Source organism: Nocardia brasiliensis ATCC 700358 (assembly GCF_000250675.2).
Taxonomy (GTDB): Bacteria; Actinomycetota; Actinomycetes; order Mycobacteriales; family Mycobacteriaceae; genus Nocardia; species Nocardia brasiliensis_B.
The window spans coordinates 263,867-289,786 of record NC_018681.1 but is presented as its reverse complement, the minus strand read 5'-3'; the positions used below and the strand labels follow the sequence as shown (position 1 = coordinate 289,786).

The 25,920-nt window shown below is 66.8% G+C and carries 23 protein-coding genes; 10 read left to right on the top strand and 13 right to left on the bottom strand.

All coding sequences use genetic code 11. The features are described 5' to 3' along the window. The first annotated feature begins 85 nt into the window (after positions 1-85). Positions 86-1,303 carry a saccharopine dehydrogenase family protein gene (locus O3I_RS01280; RefSeq protein WP_014981078.1) on the top strand — a complete coding sequence of 406 codons (1,218 nt, stop codon included), beginning with the start codon at positions 86-88 and terminating at the stop codon, positions 1,301-1,303. Between the two features lie 126 nt (positions 1,304-1,429). Beyond that, positions 1,430-1,939, top strand: a complete 510-nt coding sequence (locus tag O3I_RS42305) for an MmpS family transport accessory protein (protein WP_014981077.1) — start codon at positions 1,430-1,432, stop codon at positions 1,937-1,939. 46 nt (positions 1,940-1,985) lie between these two features. Here the strand turns inward: O3I_RS42305 and O3I_RS01270 are convergent, their stop codons facing one another. The 4 genes from O3I_RS01270 to O3I_RS46180 all read right to left on the bottom strand — a co-directional run bounded on the left by O3I_RS01270 (position 1,986) and on the right by O3I_RS46180 (position 7,897). Further along, a complete protein-coding gene (locus tag O3I_RS01270; protein WP_014981076.1) occupies positions 1,986-3,203 on the bottom strand; it encodes a cytochrome P450 family protein in 1,218 nt (405 codons plus the stop codon). Between the two features lie 10 nt (positions 3,204-3,213). Beyond that, complete coding sequence (locus O3I_RS01265; protein ID WP_014981075.1) at positions 3,214-4,500, bottom strand: cytochrome P450; 1,287 nt, start codon at positions 4,498-4,500, stop codon at positions 3,214-3,216. Positions 4,501-4,708: 208 nt separating this feature from the next. Then, entirely contained in the window at positions 4,709-5,296 is a 588-nt protein-coding gene (locus O3I_RS01260) for a TIGR03086 family metal-binding protein (RefSeq protein ID WP_014981074.1), read from the bottom strand. An 84-nt stretch (positions 5,297-5,380) separates the two neighbouring features. Beyond that, entirely contained in the window at positions 5,381-7,897 is a 2,517-nt protein-coding gene (locus tag O3I_RS46180) for a bifunctional serine/threonine-protein kinase/ABC transporter substrate-binding protein (RefSeq protein WP_014981073.1), read from the bottom strand. 866 nt (positions 7,898-8,763) lie between these two features. Here O3I_RS46180 and O3I_RS01245 point away from each other — a divergent pair. After that, a complete protein-coding gene (locus tag O3I_RS01245; RefSeq protein ID WP_202804914.1) occupies positions 8,764-9,249 on the top strand; it encodes a GNAT family N-acetyltransferase in 486 nt (161 codons plus the stop codon). 540 nt (positions 9,250-9,789) lie between these two features. Continuing rightward, complete coding sequence (locus O3I_RS01240; RefSeq protein ID WP_237748235.1) at positions 9,790-10,428, top strand: class I SAM-dependent methyltransferase; 639 nt, start codon at positions 9,790-9,792, stop codon at positions 10,426-10,428. A 341-nt stretch (positions 10,429-10,769) separates the two neighbouring features. On the opposite strand, the gene O3I_RS42300 is transcribed toward O3I_RS01240, so the two are convergent. Next, positions 10,770-12,431: a WS/DGAT domain-containing protein gene (locus tag O3I_RS42300; RefSeq protein ID WP_014981070.1), complete on the bottom strand. Its 1,662-nt coding sequence runs from the start codon at positions 12,429-12,431 to the stop codon at positions 10,770-10,772. 119 nt (positions 12,432-12,550) lie between these two features. Beyond that, a complete protein-coding gene (locus O3I_RS44640; RefSeq protein WP_141691661.1) occupies positions 12,551-12,739 on the bottom strand; it encodes a hypothetical protein in 189 nt (62 codons plus the stop codon). Positions 12,740-12,798: 59 nt separating this feature from the next. Between O3I_RS44640 and O3I_RS01225 the strand changes: the two genes are divergently transcribed. Further along, positions 12,799-14,457: a cytochrome b gene (locus O3I_RS01225; protein WP_041562340.1), complete on the top strand. Its 1,659-nt coding sequence runs from the start codon at positions 12,799-12,801 to the stop codon at positions 14,455-14,457. 78 nt (positions 14,458-14,535) lie between these two features. Here O3I_RS01225 and O3I_RS43500 read toward each other — a convergent pair whose 3' ends face one another. Then, entirely contained in the window at positions 14,536-14,745 is a 210-nt protein-coding gene (locus O3I_RS43500) for a DUF397 domain-containing protein (protein ID WP_014981068.1), read from the bottom strand. Between the two features lie 418 nt (positions 14,746-15,163). Between O3I_RS43500 and O3I_RS01220 the strand changes: the two genes are divergently transcribed. The 4 genes from O3I_RS01220 to O3I_RS42295 all read left to right on the top strand — a co-directional run bounded on the left by O3I_RS01220 (position 15,164) and on the right by O3I_RS42295 (position 18,006). Beyond that, positions 15,164-15,649, top strand: coding sequence for a DUF309 domain-containing protein (locus tag O3I_RS01220; RefSeq protein ID WP_041563272.1), 486 nt, complete (start codon positions 15,164-15,166; stop codon positions 15,647-15,649). Positions 15,650-15,697: 48 nt separating this feature from the next. Next, complete coding sequence (gene gluQRS, locus O3I_RS01215) at positions 15,698-16,615, top strand: tRNA glutamyl-Q(34) synthetase GluQRS (protein ID WP_014981066.1); 918 nt, start codon at positions 15,698-15,700, stop codon at positions 16,613-16,615. Between the two features lie 47 nt (positions 16,616-16,662). Further along, a complete protein-coding gene (locus O3I_RS01210; protein WP_014981065.1) occupies positions 16,663-17,370 on the top strand; it encodes an RDD family protein in 708 nt (235 codons plus the stop codon). Positions 17,371-17,628: 258 nt separating this feature from the next. After that, on the top strand, positions 17,629-18,006 hold the full coding sequence (locus tag O3I_RS42295) for a hypothetical protein (RefSeq protein WP_014981064.1): 378 nt from the start codon (positions 17,629-17,631) through the stop codon (positions 18,004-18,006). A 118-nt stretch (positions 18,007-18,124) separates the two neighbouring features. Here O3I_RS42295 and O3I_RS01200 read toward each other — a convergent pair whose 3' ends face one another. Next, positions 18,125-18,652 (bottom strand): DUF4190 domain-containing protein, encoded by a 528-nt coding sequence (locus O3I_RS01200; RefSeq protein WP_014981063.1) that lies wholly within the window; start codon positions 18,650-18,652, stop codon positions 18,125-18,127. Positions 18,653-18,681: 29 nt separating this feature from the next. On the opposite strand from O3I_RS01200, the gene O3I_RS01195 reads away from it, so the two are divergent. Further along, positions 18,682-19,461, top strand: coding sequence for a queuosine precursor transporter (locus O3I_RS01195; RefSeq protein WP_041562338.1), 780 nt, complete (start codon positions 18,682-18,684; stop codon positions 19,459-19,461). Positions 19,462-19,493: 32 nt separating this feature from the next. On the opposite strand, the gene tgt is transcribed toward O3I_RS01195, so the two are convergent. The 5 genes from tgt to O3I_RS01170 form a co-directional block, all read right to left on the bottom strand. Next, entirely contained in the window at positions 19,494-20,738 is a 1,245-nt protein-coding gene (gene tgt, locus O3I_RS01190) for a tRNA guanosine(34) transglycosylase Tgt (RefSeq protein WP_014981061.1), read from the bottom strand. A gap of 167 nt (positions 20,739-20,905) precedes the next feature. Further along, a complete protein-coding gene (locus tag O3I_RS01185) occupies positions 20,906-22,825 on the bottom strand; it encodes an ABC transporter ATP-binding protein (RefSeq protein WP_051066466.1) in 1,920 nt (639 codons plus the stop codon). After that, a complete protein-coding gene (locus O3I_RS01180) occupies positions 22,822-24,555 on the bottom strand; it encodes an ABC transporter ATP-binding protein (protein WP_014981059.1) in 1,734 nt (577 codons plus the stop codon). The genes O3I_RS01185 and O3I_RS01180 overlap by 4 nt, the downstream gene beginning before the upstream one ends. Before the next feature lie 162 nt (positions 24,556-24,717). After that, positions 24,718-25,239 (bottom strand): RrF2 family transcriptional regulator, encoded by a 522-nt coding sequence (locus O3I_RS01175; RefSeq protein ID WP_014981058.1) that lies wholly within the window; start codon positions 25,237-25,239, stop codon positions 24,718-24,720. A 46-nt stretch (positions 25,240-25,285) separates the two neighbouring features. Continuing rightward, complete coding sequence (locus tag O3I_RS01170; RefSeq protein WP_014981057.1) at positions 25,286-25,879, bottom strand: TetR/AcrR family transcriptional regulator; 594 nt, start codon at positions 25,877-25,879, stop codon at positions 25,286-25,288. Positions 25,880-25,920 lie beyond the last annotated feature (41 nt).

Here is a 25,920-nt window from a genome sequence, read left to right as displayed (position 1 = left end):
ATCCACAGTACTGCCGATGTGCTGCCTTCGGTGGCCAGGACCGCGCGCTGCTGTCACGATGGTGGCAGTCCGGGGAAGGGGAGCAATGCGAATTCTGGTGCTCGGCGGTGCGGGACAGATGGGACGGGTCACCGCTGCGGTCCTCGCCGGTGACGACGCGGTCGAGCGGGTGGTGGTCACCGACCTCGACGAACGCAACGCGCGCTCCGTCGCGGATCGGTTGGGGCCCAAGGTATCCGGCATCGACCTCGACGTGCTGGACGAAGCCGCCCTGGCTGCGGCGCTGCGGGACTGCGACTTGGTGGCCAACTCGGTCGGCCCGTTCTTCCGGTTCGGCGTGCCTATCCTGACCGCGGCGATCGCGGCGGGCCGCGACTACGTCGACATCTGTGACGACTGGGAACCGACCCTGCAGATGCTCGAACTGGACGAGGCGGCACGGCAGGCCGGGGTCACCGCGCTGGTGGGCATGGGCGCCAGTCCGGGCATCGCAAACCTGTTGGCGTGCACCGCCGCTCGCGAACTCGACACCGTGGACGACATCATCACCGGGTGGAACATCGCCGGATCCGCGCCACCGGCGGCCACACCCGGAACCCCGAACGCGGCTGTCGCACACGGGATCCACCAGATCACCGGCACGATCCGGGTGCTGCGCAACGGCAGGATGGTCGATCGGCCCGCGTTGGAACAGCGCAGGTTCCACTACCCGGGCATCGGTCCCGCGCGCGGCTGGACCTTCGGTCATCCGGAGGCGGTCACGCTGCACCGCAACCATCCGCACGCGCGGGAGAACGTCAACCTCGTGATCGGTCAGCGCTGGACCATCGCGCTGCTCTCGGCGCTGCGTTACAGCGTGGATCGCGGGCTGCTCTCGGCGAACAACGCTGCCCGCATCGTCGAAGCGGTGGAACGTCGCGCGCCCGCGCGCCCGGCGAGCGTCCTGCGCCCCGGCGCCCCGCCGCCGATGTTCGCGGTGCTCAGCGGCACCCGCGCCGGTGTCCCCGCGACCGCCGCGACCGCGTTGGGACAGGTCCCGGGCCTGTCGATGGCCGAGATCACGGGCATCCCGCTGGCCGTCGCCGCACGCCTGCTGCCCACCTCGCCCGGTGTGCACACCCCGGAATCCCTGCTCGACCCCGACGTCTTCTTCGCCGCACTGGCCCCGCACTGCCTCGGGGCGCCCGCGCCGCACACCATGACGATCACCACTCGTTCCTGGGTCGACGATCACACCAACGCCGAAAGTCTTTCCGCGGCTTTGCTCACCGCGCTCTTGGTGCCGCCACGGCCGTCGGCGTAGCGATTCCTGCGGATGCGTGGTGGCGCGGCGCGCAGTACTGTCCAGCGCGGCAGACCCGCCGCCGACCGACTCGGAACCCGGTTTTTCTTGGCTCGGCGCGGCCGCAGTGCAAACGATTGGCGCACCATGACCACCCCACCGCATGTCCCGCAGCACCCGCCGGCGGACCGGCCGCCGCGACTACCGACCTGGTTGTGGGTGCTGCTCATCGTGGTGACGCTCGTGGTCGGCGGCGGTGTGGCCACGGCCGCAGTGGTGGCCACCAAGGACGCGAGCGGCTCCGCCACCGCCGTGCAGGCGACGTCACAGCCCGCCCGACCGACGACGGTGCCGCCCACCGGCACCCGCGCCGGACTGCCCACCGATCCGAAAAGGGTGCGCTACGAGGTCGTCTCGTCGACCGGAACGGTGCCGCGGCTGCACTACATCGACGACGCGGGTCCGCATTCCGAGACCAAGGTCGCCTCGCCGTGGTCCAAGGAGGTCTTGACCTTGCAGAAAGACGTACTGCTGACGCTCACGGCACAGGGCGGCAAGGACGCCGACCTGATCTGCCGCATCACCGTCGACGGCACGGTGCGCACCGAGCGGGAGGCGAAGGCGCCACAGGCCAACGCCATCTGCACGCTCGATTGACCTGCCGCCGGACCGCGCACGCTGGGGCGCGCGGTCCGATCCGCGGCTACGTCAGGTACACCGGCAATGTGCGGTGGCCGTTGGAGATGAAACTGCCCACCGGTTCCAGTTCGGCCGGGTCCACGGCGAACCTGAGCTTCGGGAACCGTTCGAACAGCGCGGGCAAGGCAATCGTGGCCTCGAGCCGGGCCAGCGGCGCGCCGATGCAGTGGTGCGCGCCGTGACCGAAGGACAGGTGCTCCTTGTTCGCCCGGTGCACGTCGAAGGTATCGGCCGTCGCGCCGTGCACCCGCGGGTCGCGGCCCGCGCCCGCGTAGGACGCGAGAATGGCCTCCCCCTTGGGAATTCGGATCTCGCCGAGCTCGATGTCCTCGACCGCGTAGCGCAGCGGCAGGTGCGCGACCGGCGCCTCGTACCGCAGCGTCTCCTCCACCAGATCCGACCAGGGCACCCGGCCGGCCAGCACGTCGGCGCGCTGGCCGTCGTGCGTCAGCAGCGCGAAGATCGCCTGATCGAGCAGGTTCACCGTGGTCTCGTGCCCGGCGTTGATCACCAGCATCAGGGTGTCGACGAGTTCCTTCTCGACGAGCTGCGAACCGTCCTCGTCGCGGGTGGCGATCAGCACGCTGGTCACGTCGTCACCGGGCGTGGCCCGGCGGAACGCGACCAATTCGCTGATCAAACCGTACATTTCGAGGTAGTTGGCTTGGGCCTGCTCGGCGGTGAACGAGGAGTCGAAGAAACCGTCGACACACTTGTGCAGGCCGGGACCGAGATGCTCGGGCACACCCATCATCTCGGTGATCACCTTGATCGGCACCGGATACGCGAAATGCGCACGCAGATCGACCGATTCGCCCGGCGGTGTTGCCGCGAGCGCGTCGAGCAGCGTGGTGGTGATCTCCTCGATGCGCGGGCGCAGGGCGGTGCTGCGCCGGTGCGTGAACGCGGGCGAGACAAGCCGGCGGAGCCGGCGGTGATCGGGGCCGTAGGCGGTGAACATGTTGTCCACCGCCACCCACGGCAACAACGGCCAGGCCTCGGTGATCTCCCCGTTGATGAACGAAGACCAGTGCCTGCGCGGATCTTTGGAGACGCGCGGGTCGGCCAGCAAGGTCTTGAGCAGGACGGCATCGGTCACCGACCACGCGGGCACACCGCCGGGTAACGCCACCAAGGCGACCGGTCCACGCGCGCGAATCCTGGCGGATTCGCCCTGGATGTCGACACCCGTCGTGTCCAGGACCAGTGGTTCATGCTCCATCGGACGCTCCTTACATCATGTTCAACGGAGGGGACTTGGGGAAAATGACCGGAAGCGAAGCCAGCGCACGGTGGAAAGGCCCGGGCCGCCAGGACAATTCGGCGACGGAGACGGCGAGCTGCATCTCGGGCAGCGCGTCCAGCAGCTGATCGATGGCGTCCTGCACCACCAGGTAGGCAACGGATTTCGCGGGGCACGCATGCGGTCCGGCGCTCCACGCCAGGTGCGAGCGGTTACCGGTACGGTCGCCGCCGCGGATCTCCGGATCGTTGTTGCACCCCGCGAGGCTGATCAGCACCGGCTGATGCGCGGGCAGCCAGTTGTTGTCGATCAGGATCGGCTGGCGCGGATAGGACGTGCAGAAGTTGGCCATCGGCGGATCGTTGAACAGCACCTCGTCCAATGCGTCCCGGGTGGACAGGCTGCCACCGAGCACATCGCCGCCGAACCGATCGTCGGTGACCATCAGCAGCAACGTGTTGATGATCAGGTTCTGCTGCGGTTCGATGCCCGCCCCGTAGAAACTGATCAGCTGCGACAGCATCTCCACATCGTCCAGCTCGGCCGGATGGTGCGCCAGCCGTGAGGTGACATCGTCACCGGGCTCGGCCCGGCGCAGCTGAATCAGCTCCATCAACGCCTCGCTGAGCATCTGCATGCCTTGCGCGGCATTGACGGTGTCGAAGAGCGCGGCCATGCCGGTCGCCACCCGCTGGCCCAATTCGGCCGAGCAGCCGACCATTTGGTTGAGCACCTCGAACACGAGCGGAAAGGCGTACTGGGTCACCAGATCCGCGGAGCCCGCCTGGCAGAACGTGTTGATCAGCGGGATCGCGATCTGCTCGACGGTGGAATGCAGTGCGTGCAGGTCGATTCCGTCGATGGCCGCGGTGTAGGCGTGCCGGTAGCGGGCATGCGCCGCACCGCTGTTTCGCAGCGCGTTCGGGTACCACTCCATCATCGGCTTGACCGGCGAGTCCGCGGGGATGTTCTGCTGCCAGGTGCGCGGGTCGGCCGGAAAGTGCTCCGGGTCGTTCAAGATGCGCAGCGCGGCTTGATAGCCGACCACGAGGGTCGCGGGGACGCCCGGCGCCACTTCGATCGGCACCAAAGAGCCATAGCGCTCGCGCATCTCGGCATAGGCGCGGTGCGGGTCGGCGGCGAACTCGGCGGTGTGCAGCAGCACCCGGGGGCCGTCGGTGTCGATCGGCGATCCGTGCTGCACCGGGCAGGCGCCGGGCAGTGCGGTGGTGGTGGCTGCGGTGGTCTGCGACGTGGTCAAAACAGTGAGCTCCATACGGTGTAAGGCCGGTCACGCACCTCGGTCACATGCGGCTGAAAAGATCGGAGGTGTATCAGGTTCCAGCCGACCATAAGTGACTATATGTGGATGATGCACATCGAGGGACGGAACTCGGTGGGGCGAAGGTGGATTCGCCGTGGTAACCGCACAGTTATTGCCCAGCACCCGATTTCGATCGGGGTAGCGCTCGGTTCGCCGGAGGTCAGGACTCGGACGCCGTCCCGGACCATCGGGGGTCGCGACCGGTGACAGCGACGATGCGATCGATCAGGGCGGCATCGCCGGAGGCGACCACGGCGGGTCCCCACAGTTGCGGGATCGGAGCCTTCGGCACGAAATCGACTACGTGGTCCAGGCACGCCCGCAAGGTCGCGGTGGGCAAGTCCAGGGGGCGGCCGGTCGCCCTGGCCAGGTCCCAGCCGTGCACCACCAGTTCGGTGAGCACGATCCTGCCCCAAACCTCGTTCGGCAGCGCCACATCCGGGGACAGTGCCGTTGTGCCCTGCCAGGCGTCGGGCGCGTCCCAGGCCAGCGTGAGCGCGTCGACCAGCTCGGCTGTCTCGCGGCGGCGCGCGGCGTCGAAAACGCTCGGGATGCTGTCGGGGTCATCCGGAGGACGATCGGAATCCTTGCGCGCCATCGCCGCGAACCCGACCGCAACCTCACGGATATGCCCGATCAGTTGCGCGACGGTGTACTCGCTGCACGGGGTCGGCCGGTCCAACTGCTCGTCCGTGGTGGCATTCAGGAGTTCGATCACGGTGGCACCGGCCGGTTTCAGGTCGAGCACGGTGGTCCTCCTTCGGTTCGACGCGGGCAGGTGCCCTCCTCCGTGCAGACGACTCGGCGCACCGGAATCAATCGGTCGCCGGAATCAGTCGACCTTGTAGAGCCAGATCTGCGGGGCGGCCGGTTCACCGGTGGCGGTCCAGCGATAAGTGCGCGCCAACCCGGTGCCGTCGTAGTTGTGCAGGTAGGTCAGGAGTTTCGAGCGCGTGTCCTGGCCCGCGGCGATACCCTTCAGGACGATGGTGGTCAGGTCATAGGCTTCGGCGGAGCCCGGGCCCGGCGGCTGACCATTGAGCGCCTCGTAGTCGGCGGCGAACCGGCTGACCACCGGCCCACAGGAGCAGGAGATCAGCGCGCCCGCCGCCGAATCACCAGCCGCAGCAACGAAGTCCGCGGTCACGGTGCTTTCGGCAGACACAAACGGTGCCGTGACGCCCGCTCCGCGCAGCTGTCGCAGCAGTTCGGCGGCTTCTTCGTACTGTCCGGAATAGAAGACCGCGTCCGGTTCAGCGGTGGCGATAGCGGCGACCACGGTGGCGAAACCGCGGTCACCCCTGGTGATTTCCGCGCCACACCGCGCATCGGCCGCGGCGCCGATCCCGGCGACGACGCTGCCTGCCAAACTCCTGCCGTACCCCGACTTGTCCTCGACCACACAGATCTTGCGGAAATGCGCGGTGCCGACCAGGTATTTCGCCAGTGCGGCGCCCTGCACGTCATCGGCGGCCAAGCCACGGAAGAAGCTGGACCAGCCGTTGGTGGACAGCGTCGGATCGGTGGCCGACGGCGTCAGGAACGGTAGTCCCGCGTTGTCGAAAACTGCTCCTACGGTGCGGATCTCATCGGAGATCATCGGGCCGACCAGCGCGACCGTCGACTGGTCCTGCACGATGCGCGTGGCGGTCAGCGCCGCCGCGCCGCCCGCGGTGTCGACCTCCCGCACCGTAACCGTGCACCCCGGATTCGCCTTGGTGAACCGGTCCACCGCGAGCTTGACGGCACCGTAGGTATAGCGACCCGGTCCGGTGGGGCCGGTCGCCGCGAGAGTGACGGGCGCGCAAGTCGCCTTGCCGTCACCGGCAGGGTCGGCGGCCGCTGCCGCCTTGGCCGACTCCTGGCCTTGCATGTCGATTTGGGCCAGCGGCGCAACGGTTCTCGGCGCGCCGACGGTCCCCGGCGCGATCGCACCGGCCCACTCGATGGGGGCGGAGGTATCGCCAGGGGCTTTGTGCCCGCCGTCGAACCCGCCGAAGGCCCACACCGCCCCCACCACCGCCGCGGTCGCGACCACAAGCACGGAACCACCGATGCCCGTCCGCCGCAGTACGCGGCTCTGCGCAGATCGTGCGGTGTGGACCGCGTTCCGGGACAACGCATCCGACGACTGTAGCCGCGGACCCGAACCTGCGGATTCAGGCTGGTTGTCCGGCGGTTCAGGGACCGCCCCGGCATCCGCGGGATGGGTTACACGCGTCCCTGACGCCGGATAGGCATCCTCGGACAGAGTCGTCGGCCATTCGGCGGGACGGGTTTCGGGATGTGAGCCTGGAGTTGGTGCAGGCCAGGTTCCTGGGAGCGTCGGCTCAGGTTCCTCGTTAGGTTCAGGTGTCGCCGAGGGCCGGGCGGCCGCTGGATTCGCTGTTTGTGTTTCCGCGTCAGCATCGCCTGCTGACCGGCTTTGGGTTGAATCATCCTGTCGCTGTGCTGATTCCACGGGCGGCACCCAGGCCAGCGGAGTGGTCGGCGGAGCCGAGAGTTCGTTCGCCGCAGTGCCGGACATGGCGTGCAGAGCCGCGGTGGCGAATTCGGTGCAGGAGGCGAATCGTTCGGCGGGGGTCTTCGCCAATGCCTTGGCCAGCACCGCGTTCAGCGCGGGCGGCAAGCCCGGACGCCGGTCGCCGACCGCGGGCGGTGGCTGTTGCAGATGACCCGCGATCAGGCCCGCCGGACTGTCCGCGACGAACGGAGCCGTGCCGGTCAGGAGCCAGAACAGCGTGCAGGCCAGCGCGTATTGGTCGGATCGGTGGTCGACGGGGGCGGCGGACAGCTGCTCAGGTGACGCGTACGCCAGTGTCGCGGCGAACATTCCGGTGCGGGTCAACTGCTGGGACTCGTCGCGCAGGCGCGCGATGCCGAAGTCCGTCAACAGGATTCGCTCGTTCTGTCCGGCCGTCGCCCGGGCCAGCAGGATGTTCGCCGGTTTCACGTCACGATGCAGCACCCCGACGGCGTGCGCGTAGTCGAGGGCCTTGGCCGTCTCGGCGACGATCTGGATGGCGCGCAGCGGAGCCAGCGAGCGTGGGTCGAGCGCGCCCGCGTCGGTGCCGTCCACATACTGCATCGAGATCCAGCGCGTGTCATCGTCGATACCGCGGTCGTACACGGCCACGATGTTCGGATGGTCCAGCCGCGCGACCAGCTCCGCCTCGCGCTCGAACCGCGCCAGCATCTCCTGGTCGGCATGCAGGTTCGAGCTGAGCAGTTTCAGCGCGATCCGGCGCGGCAGTCGCGGATGCCGCGCGAGATACACCGACCCCATCCCGCCCCGGCCCAGCCGGCGCTCGACCACGTATCCGGCGAAGATCTCACCAGCGCGCAGCATTCCGTCCTCTCCCACCCTGGGTCCCCCGACCACCGGCCCGGTCATCGTAGCCTGCGGATATGCTGCGGTCCCCGCGCCGACGCAACAGTCCCCAGGCCCCACCCAGCCGCGGTCCGCCGCACGCGGACGCCATGCCACGAACCCCGCACACCCACACCACAATCCGCCGTTCATACCCGCAGCACGGATCCCCCTACGCGCGGACCTGACCGACGCGAGCACGCGGGCCGAAGTTGTCCACAGCTGTCCACAGTTCGACTCCACACCCGGAACCCGCGCGGCTCCGATCGCGGACCTCGGCACCACCTCGGTCGCGCGAATCTCAGCACCGCTGGATTCGACGTTCGCGAAACCTGGCGACACCCCGGCCAGTCGCGCGACTGGGAGCGCAGACATCCCGGCCAGGTGCGGGGGGTCAGCCCGGGTACCGCTGGGCTGCAACCACGTCGGCCGAGAGGTGTCGAAATTCGCGACCAGCTCACGCACGACACGCTGCCGAATTCGCGATCAGCGGTGCCCGAATTCGCGATCAGAACCACCTACGCCCATGCCCCTGCCACGCACAGCGGGTACATCATCACCGCCGCCGCCCTCATCGACCAGACGCACCTGACCAACAGACACATAGGTCCGCGGCGACGCATGCCGCAGCAGAAGACCTCGACCGCAATATCGATGACTCATCCGGCCGACAGTCACGCACAAATGCCCGTCGAGCACCGACGACGGCGCGCATGGAGTTCGCTGTGCACGGAGTCGTCGGTTCGATCGACCCGTAAGCGGCGTGCGGCCGCAGGACGCGACGAACGGATACCGCGACGGAAATCCGTTGACCTCGCGGTCGCTGATCGTAGAGGCTCGCGGTTGTGCACAGGCATCCACAGGTGGTCGGACTCGAGCCGTTGGCGGAGGGAAATCTGCGGCTGTTGTTGGCGGCGGCGGTCGCGGATGCCGATCCGCTCGAGGTGATGCCGCCGGTAGCAGGGTCGACCGGCTGGGACGCGGTCAGTGAGCAGGCGTTCCTCGACTTCCATCGAGGTCGCGCGCTGCGGCCGGACGCACCCGTCGAGTACACGTATGTGATCACGGTCGACGGCCGGGTGGTCGGGGCCGCGCGGCTGGAGCCGGGCGAACACGGGGTCGAAGCAGGTGTGTGGATCGGCCGCTCCCAGCGCGGACGAGGCGTCGGAAAGGCGGTCGCCGAACAACTGCGCGCGGCGGCCACCGCGATCGGCGCGCGACGCATCCACGCGGTCACCACGGTCGACAACATGGCGGCCCGGAAGCTGTTGGCCGCGGCGACACCCGCCGTCGATGGCGACACCGTCACCGCGACAGTGGATCTCGGCTGAAGCCGACGGTGCATGGGCGGGGTTGAGTTCACGCCGTCGCCGTCTGGATGGTGTGCAAGAGGTTGTGCACAGGCGATCACACGCGGACAACCAGACGCGCGCTGGGAAGGGCCCGGCGTTATGTGCAAGCAGGAAATCCGCCATCCTTAACAGCAGGAAGCCCCCGTCCCCACCAGCAGAGCCCGCCGTCCCCACCACCCCGCAAGCCGCCGTCCCCCCAGCAGAGCCCGCCGTCCCCACCAACAGCAAGCCGCCGTCTGCACGAAAGTCCGCCGTCCTACCAGGCGAGGCGCAGCCATTGCCTACCGGAAAGCGCGTTCTGACTGATGGGTTCTGCCGTTACCTGTACTCGGGCACGATTACATACCGCCGCCGTGTACGGCGACCGAGTTCCGGCGCCTGTACCCGCAGCCGCCGAGCGGAATCGGTGAGATCACAGAGGTTGTGCACAGTTCACACAGGGACTCGCCGTGCGACCCGCCGGTGTCTCGTGCAGAAGGTCTGTGAGGTCCGCATGCTCCTCGTGGCAGAGTGGGTGCGGTGACCGGAATCGACTGGAACCACAACAGTTTCTACCACCGGCTCCTCCTGCGTCAGTTACCCAAGAACATGTCCCGTGTGCTCGATGTCGGTTGCGGGGCGGGTGCCTTCGCCGTCGTGCTGGCACGGCAGGCCGAGCGGGTCGACGCGCTCGATCAATCCCCGGTGATGATCGACGCCGCGAAGCAGGTCGTACCCGCGAACGTCACATGCATCCTCGGCGACATCCTGGAACAGCAGTTTCCGCCCGCGACCTATGACGCGATCGTCTCCATCAGCACACTGCACCACCTGCCGCTCGATGAAGTGCTGCCGGTCCTGGCCGACGCACTGCGCCCCGGCGGTGTGCTCGCCGCCGTCGCACTGCCCCGCACCGATCTCCCTCGCGAGTTGCCCACCGAACTCGTTGCCGCACTTGGACACCGAGTGCTCGGCGGCACCTTCGCACTACTACGCAAACTCGGCCTCGGCGACCGGCACGCCCTCGATCCCGCCCACGCCGACATGCCCGTCCGCCTCGACCCACCTTTGACCACCCGCCAGGTCCGCGAACAAGCGCGCACCCTGCTCCCCGGCGCGCAAGTCCGCCGCCGCCTGTTCTGGCGCTACTCCTTGGTCTGGCACAAACCGCACCCGTAGGCCGAGGCTTTCGGTCCGGAGAACCGGGGCACCCGCCGCGTTCGGTTCGATGGCGACGAGATCACGGCCCCATCTGGCCGTTGACCTGCTCCCGCAGTCGCTGGACATCCACCCGCCACGCCCTCGGCAATGAGCCTGCTGATATCCCCCGTCGATCCACATACGGGGTGACGATCGCGGTCGGTTCCAGGCACCCACCCCCGGACCTCTCCGAGAATGCCTGGCGAAAGTCTGCCGACGCACGGCCCGTAACCCGCCAAGGCACGGCCTGAACCTGGACAGTCGATCACCAGGTAATGGTGGCGGCCTCTCGGCCGATGCCGCCCACCATTACCTGGTGATCAGTCGACCAATTCCTCTTTCAAGCCGCGCGCGACCTCGTCCAGGGCGGCTCGGAGCAGTTCCGTGTAGACGTCGAGGTCCGGGATGGTCGCGTGGTCGGCGTGGACGGAGATGGTGATCGTGTCGCCAAGGCCGTGCACACCGTGGGTGAGGTGCATGACGGAGCCGAGGGCGGGGAAACCGGCGGTCCAGCGGACGCGCCCGCCGCCGAAGGTGAGGTCCGCGGGGCCGCGGTGCACGCTGGAGACCACGGTGTGGCCGGCGATGGAGTCGGGGACGATGTCGATCGGATAGCGGGCGATATCGCGGCGGAGCAGGGGCGCGGGGACGACCTCGGTGACCCGATCCTGCGCGGTGAGCAACGGGTGTTGCGCGCGCACGCGGCGGTCGCGCAGCGTCGCCGCGATCTGGTCGGCGCGCTCACGCAGGTCTGCGACGTCGGCACTCAGGTCGACGCTGAGGCTGCGATAGTTGTTGTGCGCCCGAGCTTTCGCGGTATCCGACAGCGCCATCGGCACCTGTGCGCCGAGCCGATCCACCTGCTCACCATGGGATACGAGGTAGCGAGCGAGCGCCAGGGACACCGCGGTCAGCACGACGACGGTGACCGTCCGCCCGGGAACGCGTAACGCCGACGCCTCCCACACGAGCATCCGAACCCGATGCACGGCAGCACCGCTTGCCACGATGTGGTTGACCCGGTTCGGCACGAAACCCTCGCCGGGCTCCGGCAATTCGCCCGCCGCGGTCAGGTCCGCGAGTTCCCGCTGGGCCTGGAACGCTCCGTAGCCGCGATACGCCGTCCGCATCATTCGAATCGGCAGCCACGGCACCGCGATCGCCGCGTCCACCCAGCGTGCGGACACCAACGGCGTGCGGGCCGTCCGCACAACCAAACGAGCCACAGCTCCGGAACACAGCCGGTCCGCCACGCTGCATCCACCAGACGTGTGTTGCGCGTGGAAGGACCGATGGCTACGAATTCTGTTCTCGGCGAGATGAACCGGTAGGCGAAGGAGGGCACTGGCCGCTGCCCTGACCTTCCGGACCGACACGTGCGTCATAGCGGCAGGGTTGTCGCGACGCGGAGGGTTAGCCCCCGAACGCGCCGCGCCGAGCACCCCCGATGTCTCTCGGATACCCGGCAGGCCACTGACGGCTTGCGGCTCAGTGAACAGCTCTCGCGCGATCTCGGCAGCGCGCCGACCATCGGCCAGCGCATGGGACATCTGCAGCACCGCCACCAGCGCAGGCCTACGGGCGATCGGCGACGCTCCCGCGAAGTCCGCCGCACGTTCCCGATCCCCGTAACCGACGATGCCCCGGAAGATATGCAACCGCCACGGGTGCACGGCCGCATCGAGCACGCTGCCGGCCACGTCCCCCAGCGCACCTTCGAGATGCGACCAATCCGGCTGGGCCAGTTGGTGTTCTACGACCTGCTCCGCATCGAACTCGGCGGGTGCCCAGGACGGGTAGTCGAGATCGCCCGGCACATCCCGCGCCCGCACGCGGAGAGCGTCGATGGTTGCGACGCGATCCGCGACAGCTGCGCGGAGTTGTTCGAACGAGTGCCCGGCATCGTCGAAGCAGTACAGCAGGAACAGGTCGTTACGCGTGCGACCCGCCAGCCAGTACATCGTCGCGTCCTGCGGGGCCATCCTGCGCACCGCCCGACAGTAACGAAGCCGCCGGACCACCGCTCTCTCGCGTCGGGAACCCCGGCGTCCAGAACCCCGAAGCACAAATAGCGAGCCTCGAATCAGACTTGACATAAAATTCACGAATTGTTTGACAGCGCAAGGCAATACCCACTTTTCGCGCGCACAAACGGCCGTGCGGCCGCGATCTTGGCCCAACTGCGCCGAAACCCGGAAAACCGCACGGTATCGCCCTGTTCGCCGGTCCGCGAAGCCATCGAATGATCTTGATTTACAAGATCATCCGGGAAAACCATCGATTCGGACACGATCCGTTGCTACCGTCTGTAGTAGAAGCAAATCACTTCTCGTGGGCGGGGTGTCGGATATGACAACTCAACTTGGTAACAAGGTCAGCGCACAGGCGGACTCCGCCGACGAGCGATATCGCGCCGCCGCGTTCCTGAAGCGGTCGATCAACAAGGTCTTCCCGACCCACTGGTCGTTCCTGCTCGGCGAAATCGCGCTGTACAGCTTCATCATTCTGCTGCTGTCGGGCATCTACCTGACCCTCTACTTCGATCCGTCGATGGCCGAGGTCGTCTACAACGGGTCGTACCAGCCGCTCCGCGGCGTCACCATGTCGCGGGCGTACGAGTCGGCGCTCAACATCTCCTTCGAGGTACGCGGCGGCTTGTTCGTCCGTCAGGTACACCATTGGGCCGCACTGCTTTTCGCGGCGTCGATCATCGTGCACCTGTTCCGGGTGTTCTTCACCGGCGCGTTCCGCAAGCCGCGTGAGGCGAACTGGGTGATCGGCTCGCTGCTGCTGATCCTGGCCATGTTCGAGGGCTACTTCGGCTACTCGCTGCCCGACGACCTGCTCTCCGGCACCGGCCTGCGCGCCGCGTTCTCGTCCATCACCCTGGGCATGCCGATCATCGGCACCTGGCTGCACTGGTTGATGTTCGGCGGCGACTACCCCGGCACCATCATCATTCCGCGCCTGTTCATCGCGCACGTGCTGCTGTTCCCCGGCATCATGCTCGCGTTGATCGCCGCACACGTCGCGCTGGTCTGGTACCAGAAGCACACCCAGTTCCCCGGCCCGGGCCGCACCGAGAAGAACGTCGTCGGCGCGCGCATCGTCCCGGTGTTCTCGCTGGATCAGGGCGCGTTCTTCGCCTTCACGCTCGGCATCGTCGCGATCATGAGCGGCATCTTCCAGATCAACGCGATCTGGACCATGGGCCCCTACAATCCCGCGCAGATCTCGGCGGGCTCGCAGCCGGACTTCTACATGATGTGGACCGACGGCATGATGCGCCTGATCCCGCCGTGGGAGCTGTATCTGGGCCGCTACACGGTGCCCGCGCCGGTCTGGGGCGCGCTGCTCATGGGCCTGGTGTTCACGGTGTTGATCACCTACCCGTGGATCGAGAAACGGCTCACCCGCGACACCGCCCCGCATCACAACCTGCTGCAGCGTCCGCGTGACGTGCCGGTGCGCACCGCGATCGGCGCGATGGCGATCGCCTTCTACGTGGTGCTCACGTTGTCCTGCGTGAACGACATCGTCGCCTACAAGTTCGACATCTCGCTGAACGCGACCACCTGGACCGGCCGGATCGGCCTGCTCCTGCTGCCGCCACTGGCCTACTTCGTCGCCTACCGCGTCTGCCTCGGCCTGCAGCGCAGCGACCGGGCAGTGCTGGAACACGGTGTGGAGACCGGCGTGATCAAGCGACTGCCGCACGGCGAGTACATCGAGATCCATCAGCCGCTCGGCCCGGTCGACGACCACGGCCACCCGATCCCGCTGGAATACCAGGGCGCACCGGTCCCCAAGAAGATGAGCAAGCTCGGCCTGGCCGGCAAGCCGGGCACCGGCAGCTTCCTGCGGGCCGACCCCTGGCAGGAGTCGGAGCGCAACCACGAAACCGACCACGCCGAAGAGCACAAGCAACTCGCGGTGCTCCGCGATTACCAGGAACGAGATCGGCGCAACGGCAATGGTTCCCACGGGAACGGTTCGTCGGATAGCTGAAATACGGCAGGCAATGCGAAGGCCCCGAGTCCGTACCGACCCGGGGCCCGTACTGCTTAGTTGGGTGACCTGCGGTTATCAGGCGCGCCCGAACTCCCCCTGCGCAACTCCGGTTAGGAACGCATCCCACTGCCCCGGAGCAAACGCCAGCACCGGGCCATATCCGTTGTCCTTGGTGTCTCGGACCGCGACTTCGCCGTCGATCAGAAATGCGACTTCTACACAGTTTCCGTCGGGGCCACTGTATGTGCTCTTGCGCCACACAGCATCAGTCAAATCAACTTCCACGGCACTAGCTCCTTTGCTGCGTCGAGAACGAGATTCCTTCTGACATCGTTCTAACTAGCACCGGCACTCGGCCAGAACGCCGAATCCCCTGTGCGCCTGGTGGAAGCGCGCAACTCCACGGTGCGTCGTCATCGCACGGTACGTTCGGGGCCAATGCGCCCCACGAGGTTGCCCCCGCGCGCTAAACAGTAGCAGGTCTATCGAAAGTTTGCCCGATTCTTGCCTTTTAAATCATCGCATCTGCCACGTTTGCGAAGATGACCAGTTGCGGAAACATTGCCAGCTAGTAGTAGGCATTCCACTCGGTGCTGTTCCAGTAACTTTTGACCTGATGTAATTGCTCCGTGATCCGTCAATTGTTCTTTCTTTGGACAACGGCTCATCGACGTCATCGCCGGCACCGGGCATGATGGAAGGCATGGTTGACCGCGATCGCGACGATGCAGGTCGCGCCCGGAACTCTCGTCCGCGAGACCGGTTGGGGCGCCCACTGCCGTCCGGAAGTGCCGGAGTTGCCCGAATTCCCGATGATCTTGAATTACCCCCGCAGCAAACACTCACCTTCGCTCAGCAACTGCTGGACGACGGTTTGGCATTCAACGCGCACGAGGTATTAGAGGCCGCGTGGAAGAACGGACCGTTCGCCGAACGGATGCTGTGGCAGGCCCTCGCGCAGCTCGCTGTCGGTGTCACACACATCCAGCGCGGTAATCCGAAGGGCGCGCGTACCCTGCTCACCCGCGCGGCGACCCGTCTGACCGAGTTCCGGCCCGAGGACGAGGCCGACGCACCGTACGGCATCGACCGCGCCGGGCTCATCGCCTACGCCGAGGCGCTGCTCGCGGCCGTCGACGCGCAACGCCCGATTGCACCCGAGGAGCTCAAGCCACGGCTGTGCGGCTGACCTCTACGATGGCGTGCGTGCCTCCGTCGTTCCTGACAAATCGGGCTCGTGCCTGAACCGGGCGCGGGCCGCTACGCCCCGAGCCCGTCCGGGGACCTGCACGTGGGCAACCTGCGCACCGCCCTGCTCGCCTGGGCCTTCGCCCGATCGACCGGTCGCGAGTTCCTGATCCGGGTCGAGGATCTCGATCGGGTGCGACCGGGCGCCGAGGAACGTCAGCTGGCGGATCTGGCCGCGATCGGACTGGACTGGGACGGCCCGGCGGTCCGGCAATCCGAGCGGCTCCCGCTCTATCAGGCCGCGATCGATCGGCTCACCGCCGCCGGGCGCACCTACGAATGTTTTTGCACGCGAAGAGAAATACAGCAGGCGGTGACGGCGCCGCACGGGCCGATGGGCGCCTACCCGGGCACCTGCCGCACGCTGACAGCGCAGGCACGAGCCGCGTTCGTGGCCGAAGGACGATCGGCCGCGCTGCGGCTACGGTCCACGGCGACCGAATTCGAGATCGTCGACGAACTGCACGGGCGCTACCGCGGCGCGGTGGACGACGTGGTGCTGCGGCGCGGCGACGGCGTTCCCGCGTACAACCTCGCGGTGGTGGTCGACGACGCGGCGCAGGGTGTCGATCAGGTGGTGCGTGGCGACGACCTGCTCTCCTCCACCCCGCGCCAGGCCTATCTGGCGACGCTGCTCGAGCTACCGGTCCCGCGCTACGCCCACGTCCCACTCGTGCTCAATACCGAGGGCAAGCGGCTCGCCAAACGGGACGGCGCGGTGACGCTCGCCGACCAGCTGGCCCTCGGCAACACGCCCGGACAGATAGTGGCGGCGATCGCCGCCTCGCTCGGCTCCGCGGCGACCTCGTCGGCAGAGCTCCTCGACAGTTTCGACCCGGCACATCTGCCGAGCGAACCGTGGATACTCGACGGGAATGGGTTGTTGCAACGCAGTCGATGTCCGTAACGTACGCATTCGTCCAACTACTGATCACTCGACGAGGACAAACAACTATGACAAGCGGTGGGTACGACCCCAACCAGTATCCGCAGGGCGGGCAGCCGTATGGGCAGCCGTACCCGCAAGGCGGCCAGCAATATCCGCAAGGCGGTCAGCAGTTCCCGCAGGGCGGCCAACAGTTCCCCCAGGGCGGTCAGCAGCCGCAATACGGTCAGCAGCCCCAGTACGGCCAGCAGCCGCAATACGGCCAGCAGCCCCAGTACGGCCAGCAGCCCCAGGATCCGTACGGCCAGTACCCGCAGCAACCGGGCGGCTTCAACAACTACGGCGGCCAGCCGGGTGACCTCGGCACCCGCTTCGGCGCGCGGTTGCTCGACGGCCTGATCTGCGGCGTCGTGGGCATCCCGGTCTACTTCGTCCTTTCGTTGGCCATGCGCGGCATCGTGGGCACCATCCTCAGCATGGCCGTGCTGTACGCGCTGTACACCGCCTACTTCGTGCTGATGGAGACCACTCAGGGAACCACTCTGGGCAAGAAGATCGTCGGTCTGAAGGTGCTCGCGCCCGGCGGCGCGGCGAAGATCGACCCGGTGACGTCCTTGAAGCGCAACCTCTTCGTGGCCGTGAACATCGTCTACTGTCTGGGCAACCTCGCCGGGCTCGGCATGGCCATCTACATCGCCGTAACCATCTCGCAGGACCCGAACAAGCAGGGCTGGCACGACAAGTTCGCCGGCGGCACCCAGGTTGTCAAAGCCTGATCTACACGCACGAACCACTGCCAAGTCAGGGGCGCGTCCGATTCGGACGCGCCCCTGACTGTTGTGTTCCCGAACCGGTAACCGCGCACCTCACGCACGGTCTGACGGCTGCCACCGGGACAACCCCGGCCGAAGAGCATCGACTGCCAGTCACTGCCAAAGGTGTTGCTTCCCTTAGCATCTGACGCGGCGGCTACGTAGCGTTTCAGGCAGCATCCAGATGCGGTTCATCCAATCACCACAACAGGGGTTCTCATTATGAAGATTCGTAAGCAGATCGCCGCCGCCGGAATCGTGCTCGCCGCTATGTCGGGCGCAGGAGCCGCACTCTCACCTGCCTTGGCCACTGCCGCACCCAACAGCGCGGGACTCAACCAGACCGCACCGCAGTTCCGGGTCGGGCTCGGGGCAGGTAGCTACATCTACCTGACGCCTGCCGAACAGCAGATGGTGGCGGCGGGCAGCGCTGCGGCTCTGGGGGCAACCATCTGCGGCTCCACGGCCGGCCTGGCCTGTCCTGCGGTAGCGGGTGCCTTGGCCGGCGCGGCGGCGTTCATCAGCGCTCGGGGCGGCGTGTGCAACGGGGAGTTGGAGATCAGGCAGATCGTCGGAAACCCGGTGTTCAAGTGCATGTAGCGGTGCCACCGCGCCGTGGCGCGGTCGCTTGTCGCCGAATGCCGCTCTAGACGACGCATTTACCGCCGAGTATCAGGGGTGTCATCTATACGGATGACACCCCTGACGTTTTCGGGGGTCAGGCCCCGCTGACCCCCGCGACGATCACGACGACGAACCACAGGACGGCCAGCACGATCATGCCGACGCCGATCCAGATGCCGGCCAGCGCCATGCCGCGGCCTTCCTGACCGGTCTGCTTGATCTGGCCCAGCGCGACGACGCCGAGGATGATGCCGACGATCGAGCCGATACCGCAGGTGAAGAAGCCGACCAGCGAGGAGATCAGCGCGCCGATCGCCATGCCGTTGCTGCCCTGCTGCTGCGGCATCCCGTACGGCTGATAGGCGGGCTGGTACCCGTAGTTCGGCTGCGGCTGCCCATAGGGCTGGGCGGGCGGCTGCTGATACCCCGGCTGGTACTGCGGTTGCGGCGGGGGTGTCATCGGTTGAGCGGGCTGCTGCGGGTATTGCGGCGCCGACGGGTATCCGGATGGTTGCTCAGCGTTCGGGTATTGCGGAACCGAGCTGGACGCCCCCGATTCCGGCGACACGCCTTGGCCACCGTACTGTTTCCACCATTCGTCGGAATCGCCGGGATTCGTCATTGCTACAGGGTATTCCACAACCTGGTTGGATGAAGCCCGTGAGTCAGCTCAATGAAACCGAAGTCCCAGAACCTGGGCACCCCGCACCGGAACATGCGGCATTTGCCCAGGTGGCGCGGGGGTACTACACACCGATCGTGGCGTTGTTCACGGCAACCCTGATCATCTCCAATATCTGCGCGACCAAGGGCGTGCAGTTCTTCACCGACCACTCGGTGAAAATCGGCCCGATCGAGGTGCTGCCGATCAGCACCGACGGCGCCTGGTTCCTGTTCCCCCTCGCCTACATCCTCGGCGATGTCCTGAGCGAGATCTACGGCTTCAAATCGGCCCGCCGGGCCATCTACTACGGCTTCGGCGTCCTGCTGTTGACCGTGGTGTGCTTCAAGATCGCGATCGAGTTGCCCGCCGCGAGCTTCTACGAGAATCAGGACGCGTTCCGCACCGTCATCGGCACCACGCCCCAGCTGGTCGCCGCCGGCCTGGCCGGTTACTTCGTCGGCGAGATGCTGAACTCCGCGACGCTGGTGCTGATCAAGGAAAAGACCAAGGAAAAGCACCTGTGGGCGCGGCTGATCGGTTCCACCGTGGTCGGCGAATTCGGTGACACCCTGATCTTCTGCTCGATCGCCGCCACCGCCATCGGCATCGACTCGTGGAGCCAGTTCGTCAACTACGTGATCGTCGGTTTCCTCTGGAAGACCCTCGCCGAGGTCATCGTGCTGCCGATCACCTACCGCGTCATCGCGTGGCTGAAGAAGCACGAGCCGACCTACGCGCCCAGCGAGAACTCCGCGCTACTCAGCTGATTCGTCCTCGGCCGCGGTCAGGTGCGCGCACGTCACGGCGTCGCGATCCGCCCTTTCCAGCGGCCGAGGGTTTCGGCTTTGTGCTCGTCGAAATAGCCGCCCTCGATGCTGGCGCGGATGCGGTCGACGAGCCGGATCGTGTAGCGCTCGTTGTGGATCGTGCAGAGCGTGGCCGCCAGGATTTCCTTCGCCTTGAAAAGATGGTGCAGGTAGGCCCGGGTGTAGTTGGCGCAGGTGTAGCAGTCGCAGGTCTCGTCGATCGGCGTGAAATCGCGGCGGAAGCGCGCGGTGTTGATATTGAACCGGCCCTCGGCGACGTAGATGGCGGCGTTGCGCGCCACCCGGGACGGATTCACGCAGTCGAAGGTGTCGGCGCCGTTCTCCACGGCGGTGAAGATGTCCTCGGGCTCGCTGATGCCGAGCATGTGCCGCGGCTTGTCCTCGGGCAGTTCGTCGCAGCACCAGCCGACGATGGTGCCCAGGTTGTGCTTCTCCAGCGCGCCGCCGATGCCGTAGCCGTCGAAACCTGTGCCGCCGCTACCGCGGATCGCCTCCAGCTCGCGACAGGCCTTGCGCCGCAGGTCTTCGTACTGCGCGCCCTGGATCACCGCGAACAGTGCCTGGTACGGACGGTGCGTGCGGGCCGCGGTCAACCGTTCGTGCTCGTCGATGCAGCGCTGCGCCCACTCGTGCGTGCGCTGCAACGACTTCTCTTGGTAGCCGCGGGTATTCAGCAACGTGGTGAGCTCGTCGAAGGCGAACATGATGTCGGCGCCCAGCTCGTGCTGGATGCCCATCGACACCTCGGGGGTGAACCGGTGCTTCGATCCGTCCAGGTGCGAGCGGAAGGTGACGCCGTCGTCATCGACGGTGGCCAGCCGCTCCTTGCCCTTCGCGATCACGTCGTCGCTGCGGACGTCGACCGCCTCCATCGCGAGCACCTTCTTGAACCCGACGCCCAGCGACATCACCTGGAAGCCGCCGCTGTCGGTGAAGGTCGGCCCCGGCCAGTTCATGAACTTGCTCAGTCCACCGGCCTCGTCCACGATGTCGGATCCCGGCTGCAGGTACAGGTGGTAGGCGTTGGCCAGCAGCGCCTGCGCCCCGATCTCCCGCATCGTCTCCGGCAGCACGGCTTTCACCGTCGCCTTGGTGCCCACCGGAATGAACGCGGGCGTGGCGATCTCCCCGTGCGGCGTGCTGATCACACCCGAGCGGCCGTGCCGTCCGTCGAGGCGGCTACCGACGGTGAACGAGAAGTTTCCAGGATCAGACACCCCGACATCCTCCCAGGTGCCCGCACCCCCGCTGTTTTCCCGCACCCCTTCGGTGCCGACGCACCCGTTTCGGCAGGACAGAGCCGGTGCGCGAGTACCGAGATCGGCGGGGCGAACGCGAGCGCGCCGCACAGCGGAGGTGTCTGCTGTGCGGCGCGCCCGGTGGGCTACGCGTCGGCGGCGGCCGCCGCGAACTGCGCGTTGTACAGGCGGTAGTACGGTCCGCGTTCCTCGAGCAGGCGCTCGTGCGTGCCGTGTTCGACGATGCGGCCCGCCTCCATGACGACGATCAGGTCGGCGTCGCGGATGGTGGAAAGGCGGTGCGCGATGACGAAGCTGGTGCGATCGCGGCGCAGGGCCGCGGTCGCGTGCTGCACCAGCAGTTCGGTGCGGGTGTCGACCGAACTGGTCGCCTCGTCCAGGATCAGGATGGACGGCTTCGCCAGGAACGCCCGCGCGATGGTGATCAGCTGCTTCTCGCCGGCGCTGACGCCGGAACCCTCCTCGTCGATGATCGTGTCGTAGCCCTCGGGCAACGCGTGCACGAACCGGTCGACGTAGGCCGCGCGCGCCGCGGCGAGGATGTCTTCCTCGCCGGCGGTCGGGCTGCCGTAGGCGATGTTCTCCCGGATGGTCCCCTTGAACAACCAGGTGTCCTGCAACACCATGCCGATCCGGGAACGCAGGTGATCACGGGTGATCCGGGTGATGTCGACACCGTCGATGGTGATGGTGCCGGAGTCCAGTTCGTAGAACCGCATCAGCAGGTTCACCAGTGTGGTCTTGCCCGCGCCGGTCGGGCCGACGATGGCGATCACGTGCCCCGGCTCGGCGATCAGCGAAAGCCGTTCGATCACCGGCTTTTCCGGGTCGTAGCGGAAGGAGATGCCCTCGAACTCGACCTCGCCGCGATCCACCGGGCGAACGTCGGGCTGCGCCGGATCGGGGCTCTCCTCCTCGGCGTCGAGGATCTCGAAGATCCGTTCGGCCGAGGCGACACCGGATTGCAGCAGGTTGGCCATCGCGCCGATCTGGGTGAGCGGCTGGCTGAACTGGCGCGAGTACTGGATGAACGCCTGCACCTCGCCGAGCGAGAGCTGACCGGTCGCGACCCGCAGGCCGCCGACCAGCGCCACCAGCACGAAGTTCACGTTTCCGAGGAACATGATCGCGGGCATGATCAGACCGGAGATGAACTGCGCCTTGAAACTCGACTGGTAGAGCTGCTCGTTGCGCTGGTCGAACTCCTGCCCGACCTCGCGGCTGCGGCCGAACGCGGTGACGATCTCGTGGCCGGTGTAGGCCTCCTCGACCTGGGCGTTCACCACGCCGGTGTACTTCCACTGATCCACGAAGTGCGGTTTGGACCGCTTGGCGATCTGCGCGGTGACGATGATCGCCGCGGGCACCGTGAGCAGCGCGATCAGGGCGAGCAGCCAGGAGATCCAGAACATCATGCCGAGGATGCCGATCACGGTGAACACCGAGACGATCAGCTGGCTCATGGTCTGCTGCAGGCTCTGCGACACGTTGTCCACGTCGTTGGTGACCCGGCTGAGCACGTCGCCGCGCGGCTGAGAATCGAAGTAGCGCAACGGAAGTCGATGGATCTTGTCCTCGATGTCGCTGCGCAGCCGCTTCACCGTGCGGTTGATGACGATGTTCAGCAGGAAGGCCTGCAGCCAGCCGAACAGCGCGGCGCCGACGTACAGCGCGAGCACCACCATGAGCACCCGGCCGACCGCGTCGAAATCGACGCCGACGCCCGGCACCACATCCATCGAACTCAACATGTCGGCGAAAGTGCTGTCACCCCTGGACCGCAGGAACTCGACCGCCTGCTCCTTGGTGGTGCCCGGCGGGAACTTCAGCTGCTTGCCCACGACCCCGTCGAAGACCAGGTTGGTGGCTTTGCCGAGCATGTACGGCCCGAGGGTGTTCAGCACCACCGAGGCGATGGCGAGCACGACGACGGCCCAGACGTACTTCTTTTCCGGTGCGAGCCTGCGCAGCAGGCGCTTCAGTGACGGTCCGAACGATTTCGCCTTGGCGTCCGGCGCACCCGGACCGGGCATTCCTGGCCTCATCGAACCTCCTCCGCGCTCAGCTGGGATGCGACGATCTCCTGATATTCCTTGCAGTCGCGCATCAGCTGCTCATGGCTGCCGACACCGGCCATCTCGCCGTCTTCGAGCACCACGATCTGGTCCGCGTCGCGAATGGTCGTGATGCGCTGGGCCACGATGATGACCGAGGCGTCCTTGGTCACCGGGCGCAGCGCGTCGCGCAGCCGGGCGTCGGTCGCCACGTCGAGCGCGGAGAACGAGTCGTCGAACAGGTAGACGCGCGGCGCCTTCACCAGCGCCCGTGCGATCGCGAGCCGCTGGCGCTGGCCGCCCGACACCGTGGTGCCGCCCTGCGCGATCGGCGTTTCCAAGCCCTGCGGCATCTCCCGCACGAAGTCGGCGGCCTGCGCGATCTCCAGACAGCGCCACAGTTCCTCGTCGGTGGCGTCGGGGTTGCCGTAGCGCAGGTTGCTGGCGACCGTGCCGGAGAACAGGTATGCCTTCTGCGGAATCAGCCCGACCTGCGCGCGCAGCAGTTCCAGATCGACGTGCCGGACATCGGTGCCGCCGAGGTACACCGCGCCGTCGGTGACATCCATCAACCGCGGAATGAGGTTGAGCAGCGTGGTCTTACCGGAACCGGTCGAGCCGACGATCGCGGTGGTGGTGCCCGGTTTCACGTGGAAGCGAATGGCTTTGAGCACCGGCTTCTCCGCGCCCGGGAAGGCGAATTCGGCGAACTGGAATTCGACGTCGGCCGGGTCACCCGCGAACGGCTGCGGCAGTTTCGGTGGCACCACCGACGATTCGGTCTCGAGCACCTCGCCGATCCGGTCGGCCGAGACGGCGGCGCGCGGCGCCATCATGGCCAGGAACGAGGCCATCATGACGGCCATCAGGATCTGCATGATGTAGGACAGCATCGCGGTGAGCGAGCCGATCTGCATGGTGCCCTCGTCGACGGCCTTGCCGCCGAACCAGATCACCGCGACCGCGGTCAGGTTGCTGATCAGCATCACCGTCGGGAACATCAACGCCATCAGTCTGCCCACGCGCAGCGCGGTCTCGGTGAGTTCGTTGTTGGCGACCCCGAAACGCCAGGTCTCCTGACGTTCCCGGACGAAAGCGCGGACCACCCGGATGCCGGTGATCTGTTCGCGCAGTACCCGGTTCACCTCGTCGATGCGGGTCTGCATGTCCCGGAAGCCGGGCACCATCCGGCTGATGATGAAGGCCATCGACAGACCGAGCACCGGCACCGCGATGAGCAGCAGCCAGGACAGGCTGAAGTCCTCGCGCAGCGCCATGATGATGCCGCCGATGCACATGATCGGCGCCATCACCAGGATGGTCGCCGACATCGCGATGAGCAGCTGCACCTGCTGAATGTCGTTGGTGTTGCGGGTGATCAGCGATGGTGCGCCGAACATGCCGACTTCGCGCGCGGAGAAAGTGCCGACCCGGTGCAGCAGCGCGCCGCGCAGGTCGCGGCCCGCGCTCATCGCCGCGAGCGCGCCGAGATACACCGAGCAGGCCGAGGCGACGATCTGCACGCCGGTGACCGCGAGCATGCGCAGTCCGGTGCTCCAGATGTAGCCGATATCGCCCTTGGTCACTCCGTTGTCGATGAGGTCGGCGTTGAGGCTCGGTAGATACAGCATCGCGATCACCGAGATCAGCTGCAGCACAACGACCCCGGCCAGCTGGGTGCGGTAGGGGTACAGATAGGTACGAAGCAGTCGGATCAGCATGCTGAACCGCAGGTTACCCGCATGCCGTGACGCGCGTCACGATGACTCCTGACCAGCATGAATACCCTCCCGTCGGGGCGCTTTTCGCGCCTAAGGTGGTGACGTGCAGCGGCTATTTCGCTCGTTCTAATCCAGCCGGCGCCGATCCCGAGTCAGCGGATGCTAGGTCTGATTCAGCGGACGCTCCCTGCGCGCCCATGCGCCCGCGTCCTCGGTGAGCGCATCAATGAACCCAGGCAGCCTACCGTCGGCTATGTCATCGATCGACACATTTTCCAGTACCGCACGAATATTCACGCGCAGCGCAATCCACACGCGTTGCAAAGATTCGGCAGCGCCAGAATAGGTCACGTCCTCCGGCCGCTCGCCACGCACCGACGCGAGCGGCCCCTCGATCGCGCGGATCACGTCGGCGATGGAGATCTCGGCGGCCGGGCGGGCCAGCCAGTAGCCGCCGTCCGGCCCGCGCCTGCTGATCACGAGTTCGGCGCGGCGCAGGTCGCTGAGCACGGTCTCGAGCACCTTGGGCGGGATGCCCTGCGCGGTCGCGATCGCGTCCGCCTTGACGACCGGCGCCGCCGGTATAGCGGGGGTGGGCCCCGACGGGGCCTGACTCAGCTGCGATGCGCGGGCGATCTCGAGCAACGTCCGCACCGCGTAGTCGACCTTCGCGGTGATGTGCACAGCGACTCCTGGCGATGTACGGCGTTTCCGGTCAAGTAGCTGCAATCTACGCGCAATCTCGCGCGGTGAGTACGCACGTCGCCGCGTCCAGCAACGTGGCTTCCACCAGGCCGTCGTCGGCGCCCGGCGCGAACTCCTTGGACATCAACGCAACCCCGAGCATCGCCAGCGCCGCGCTCGCGCGCAGCTTGGCCTCGTCGGTCGGGTCCGGGCCGGCCAGCCATTCACGCAGCGCCTGGTCGTCGTCGACGAGATCGGGATGCCGGTCGGCGACCGCGTTGACGATCGTCACGGTGTCGCGCAGCACCAGCGCGCCGGCGTCGCGGTGCGACACCATGCCGCGCAGGTAGACCCGCAGCACGTCCCGGATGGTGTCGGGGTCGTGCGGGCGCTGCTCTATGTCGACGACGACCGAGCGCAGGTGGTCGATGATCGGATCGATGATGGCGTGCAGTAATTCGAGCTTGGAAGCGTAGTGATAGTAGAGCGATGCCTTTGTGATTCCCACCGCATCGGCGACCTCGCGCAGACTCGTCTGTTCGAATCCTTTGTCGCCGAAAAGCTTCACCGCGGCATCGCGTATCGCGGATTTGGTGCCCCGACCAGCGACAATGCCGTCGGGGGTGGAACGGGCAGCCATCGGATGATCCTCTCACCACTAGTGCGCCGGGCTAACCATGC

Excerpts from the sequence above, each read along its gene's own strand:
- O3I_RS01195 (WP_041562338.1), top strand. The coding sequence starts at position 18,682 with ATGAAGCCCGTGAGTCAGCTCAATGAAACCGAAGTCCCAGAACCTGGG.
- O3I_RS01280 (WP_014981078.1), top strand. The coding sequence starts at position 86 with ATGCGAATTCTGGTGCTCGGCGGTGCGGGACAGATGGGACGGGTCACC.
- O3I_RS01170 (WP_014981057.1), bottom strand. The coding sequence starts at position 25,879 with ATGGCTGCCCGTTCCACCCCCGACGGCATTGTCGCTGGTCGGGGCACC.
- O3I_RS01210 (WP_014981065.1), top strand. The coding sequence starts at position 16,663 with ATGACAAGCGGTGGGTACGACCCCAACCAGTATCCGCAGGGCGGGCAG.
- O3I_RS01180 (WP_014981059.1), bottom strand. The coding sequence starts at position 24,555 with ATGCTGATCCGACTGCTTCGTACCTATCTGTACCCCTACCGCACCCAG.
- O3I_RS01185 (WP_051066466.1), bottom strand. The coding sequence starts at position 22,825 with ATGAGGCCAGGAATGCCCGGTCCGGGTGCGCCGGACGCCAAGGCGAAA.
- O3I_RS42305 (WP_014981077.1), top strand. The coding sequence starts at position 1,430 with ATGACCACCCCACCGCATGTCCCGCAGCACCCGCCGGCGGACCGGCCG.
- O3I_RS01225 (WP_041562340.1), top strand. The coding sequence starts at position 12,799 with ATGACAACTCAACTTGGTAACAAGGTCAGCGCACAGGCGGACTCCGCC.
- O3I_RS01265 (WP_014981075.1), bottom strand. The coding sequence starts at position 4,500 with ATGGAGCTCACTGTTTTGACCACGTCGCAGACCACCGCAGCCACCACC.
- O3I_RS42295 (WP_014981064.1), top strand. The coding sequence starts at position 17,629 with ATGAAGATTCGTAAGCAGATCGCCGCCGCCGGAATCGTGCTCGCCGCT.
- O3I_RS42300 (WP_014981070.1), bottom strand. The coding sequence starts at position 12,431 with ATGGCCCCGCAGGACGCGACGATGTACTGGCTGGCGGGTCGCACGCGT.
- O3I_RS01220 (WP_041563272.1), top strand. The coding sequence starts at position 15,164 with ATGGTTGACCGCGATCGCGACGATGCAGGTCGCGCCCGGAACTCTCGT.
- O3I_RS01270 (WP_014981076.1), bottom strand. The coding sequence starts at position 3,203 with ATGGAGCATGAACCACTGGTCCTGGACACGACGGGTGTCGACATCCAG.
- O3I_RS01200 (WP_014981063.1), bottom strand. The coding sequence starts at position 18,652 with ATGACGAATCCCGGCGATTCCGACGAATGGTGGAAACAGTACGGTGGC.
- O3I_RS46180 (WP_014981073.1), bottom strand. The coding sequence starts at position 7,897 with ATGCTGCGCGCTGGTGAGATCTTCGCCGGATACGTGGTCGAGCGCCGG.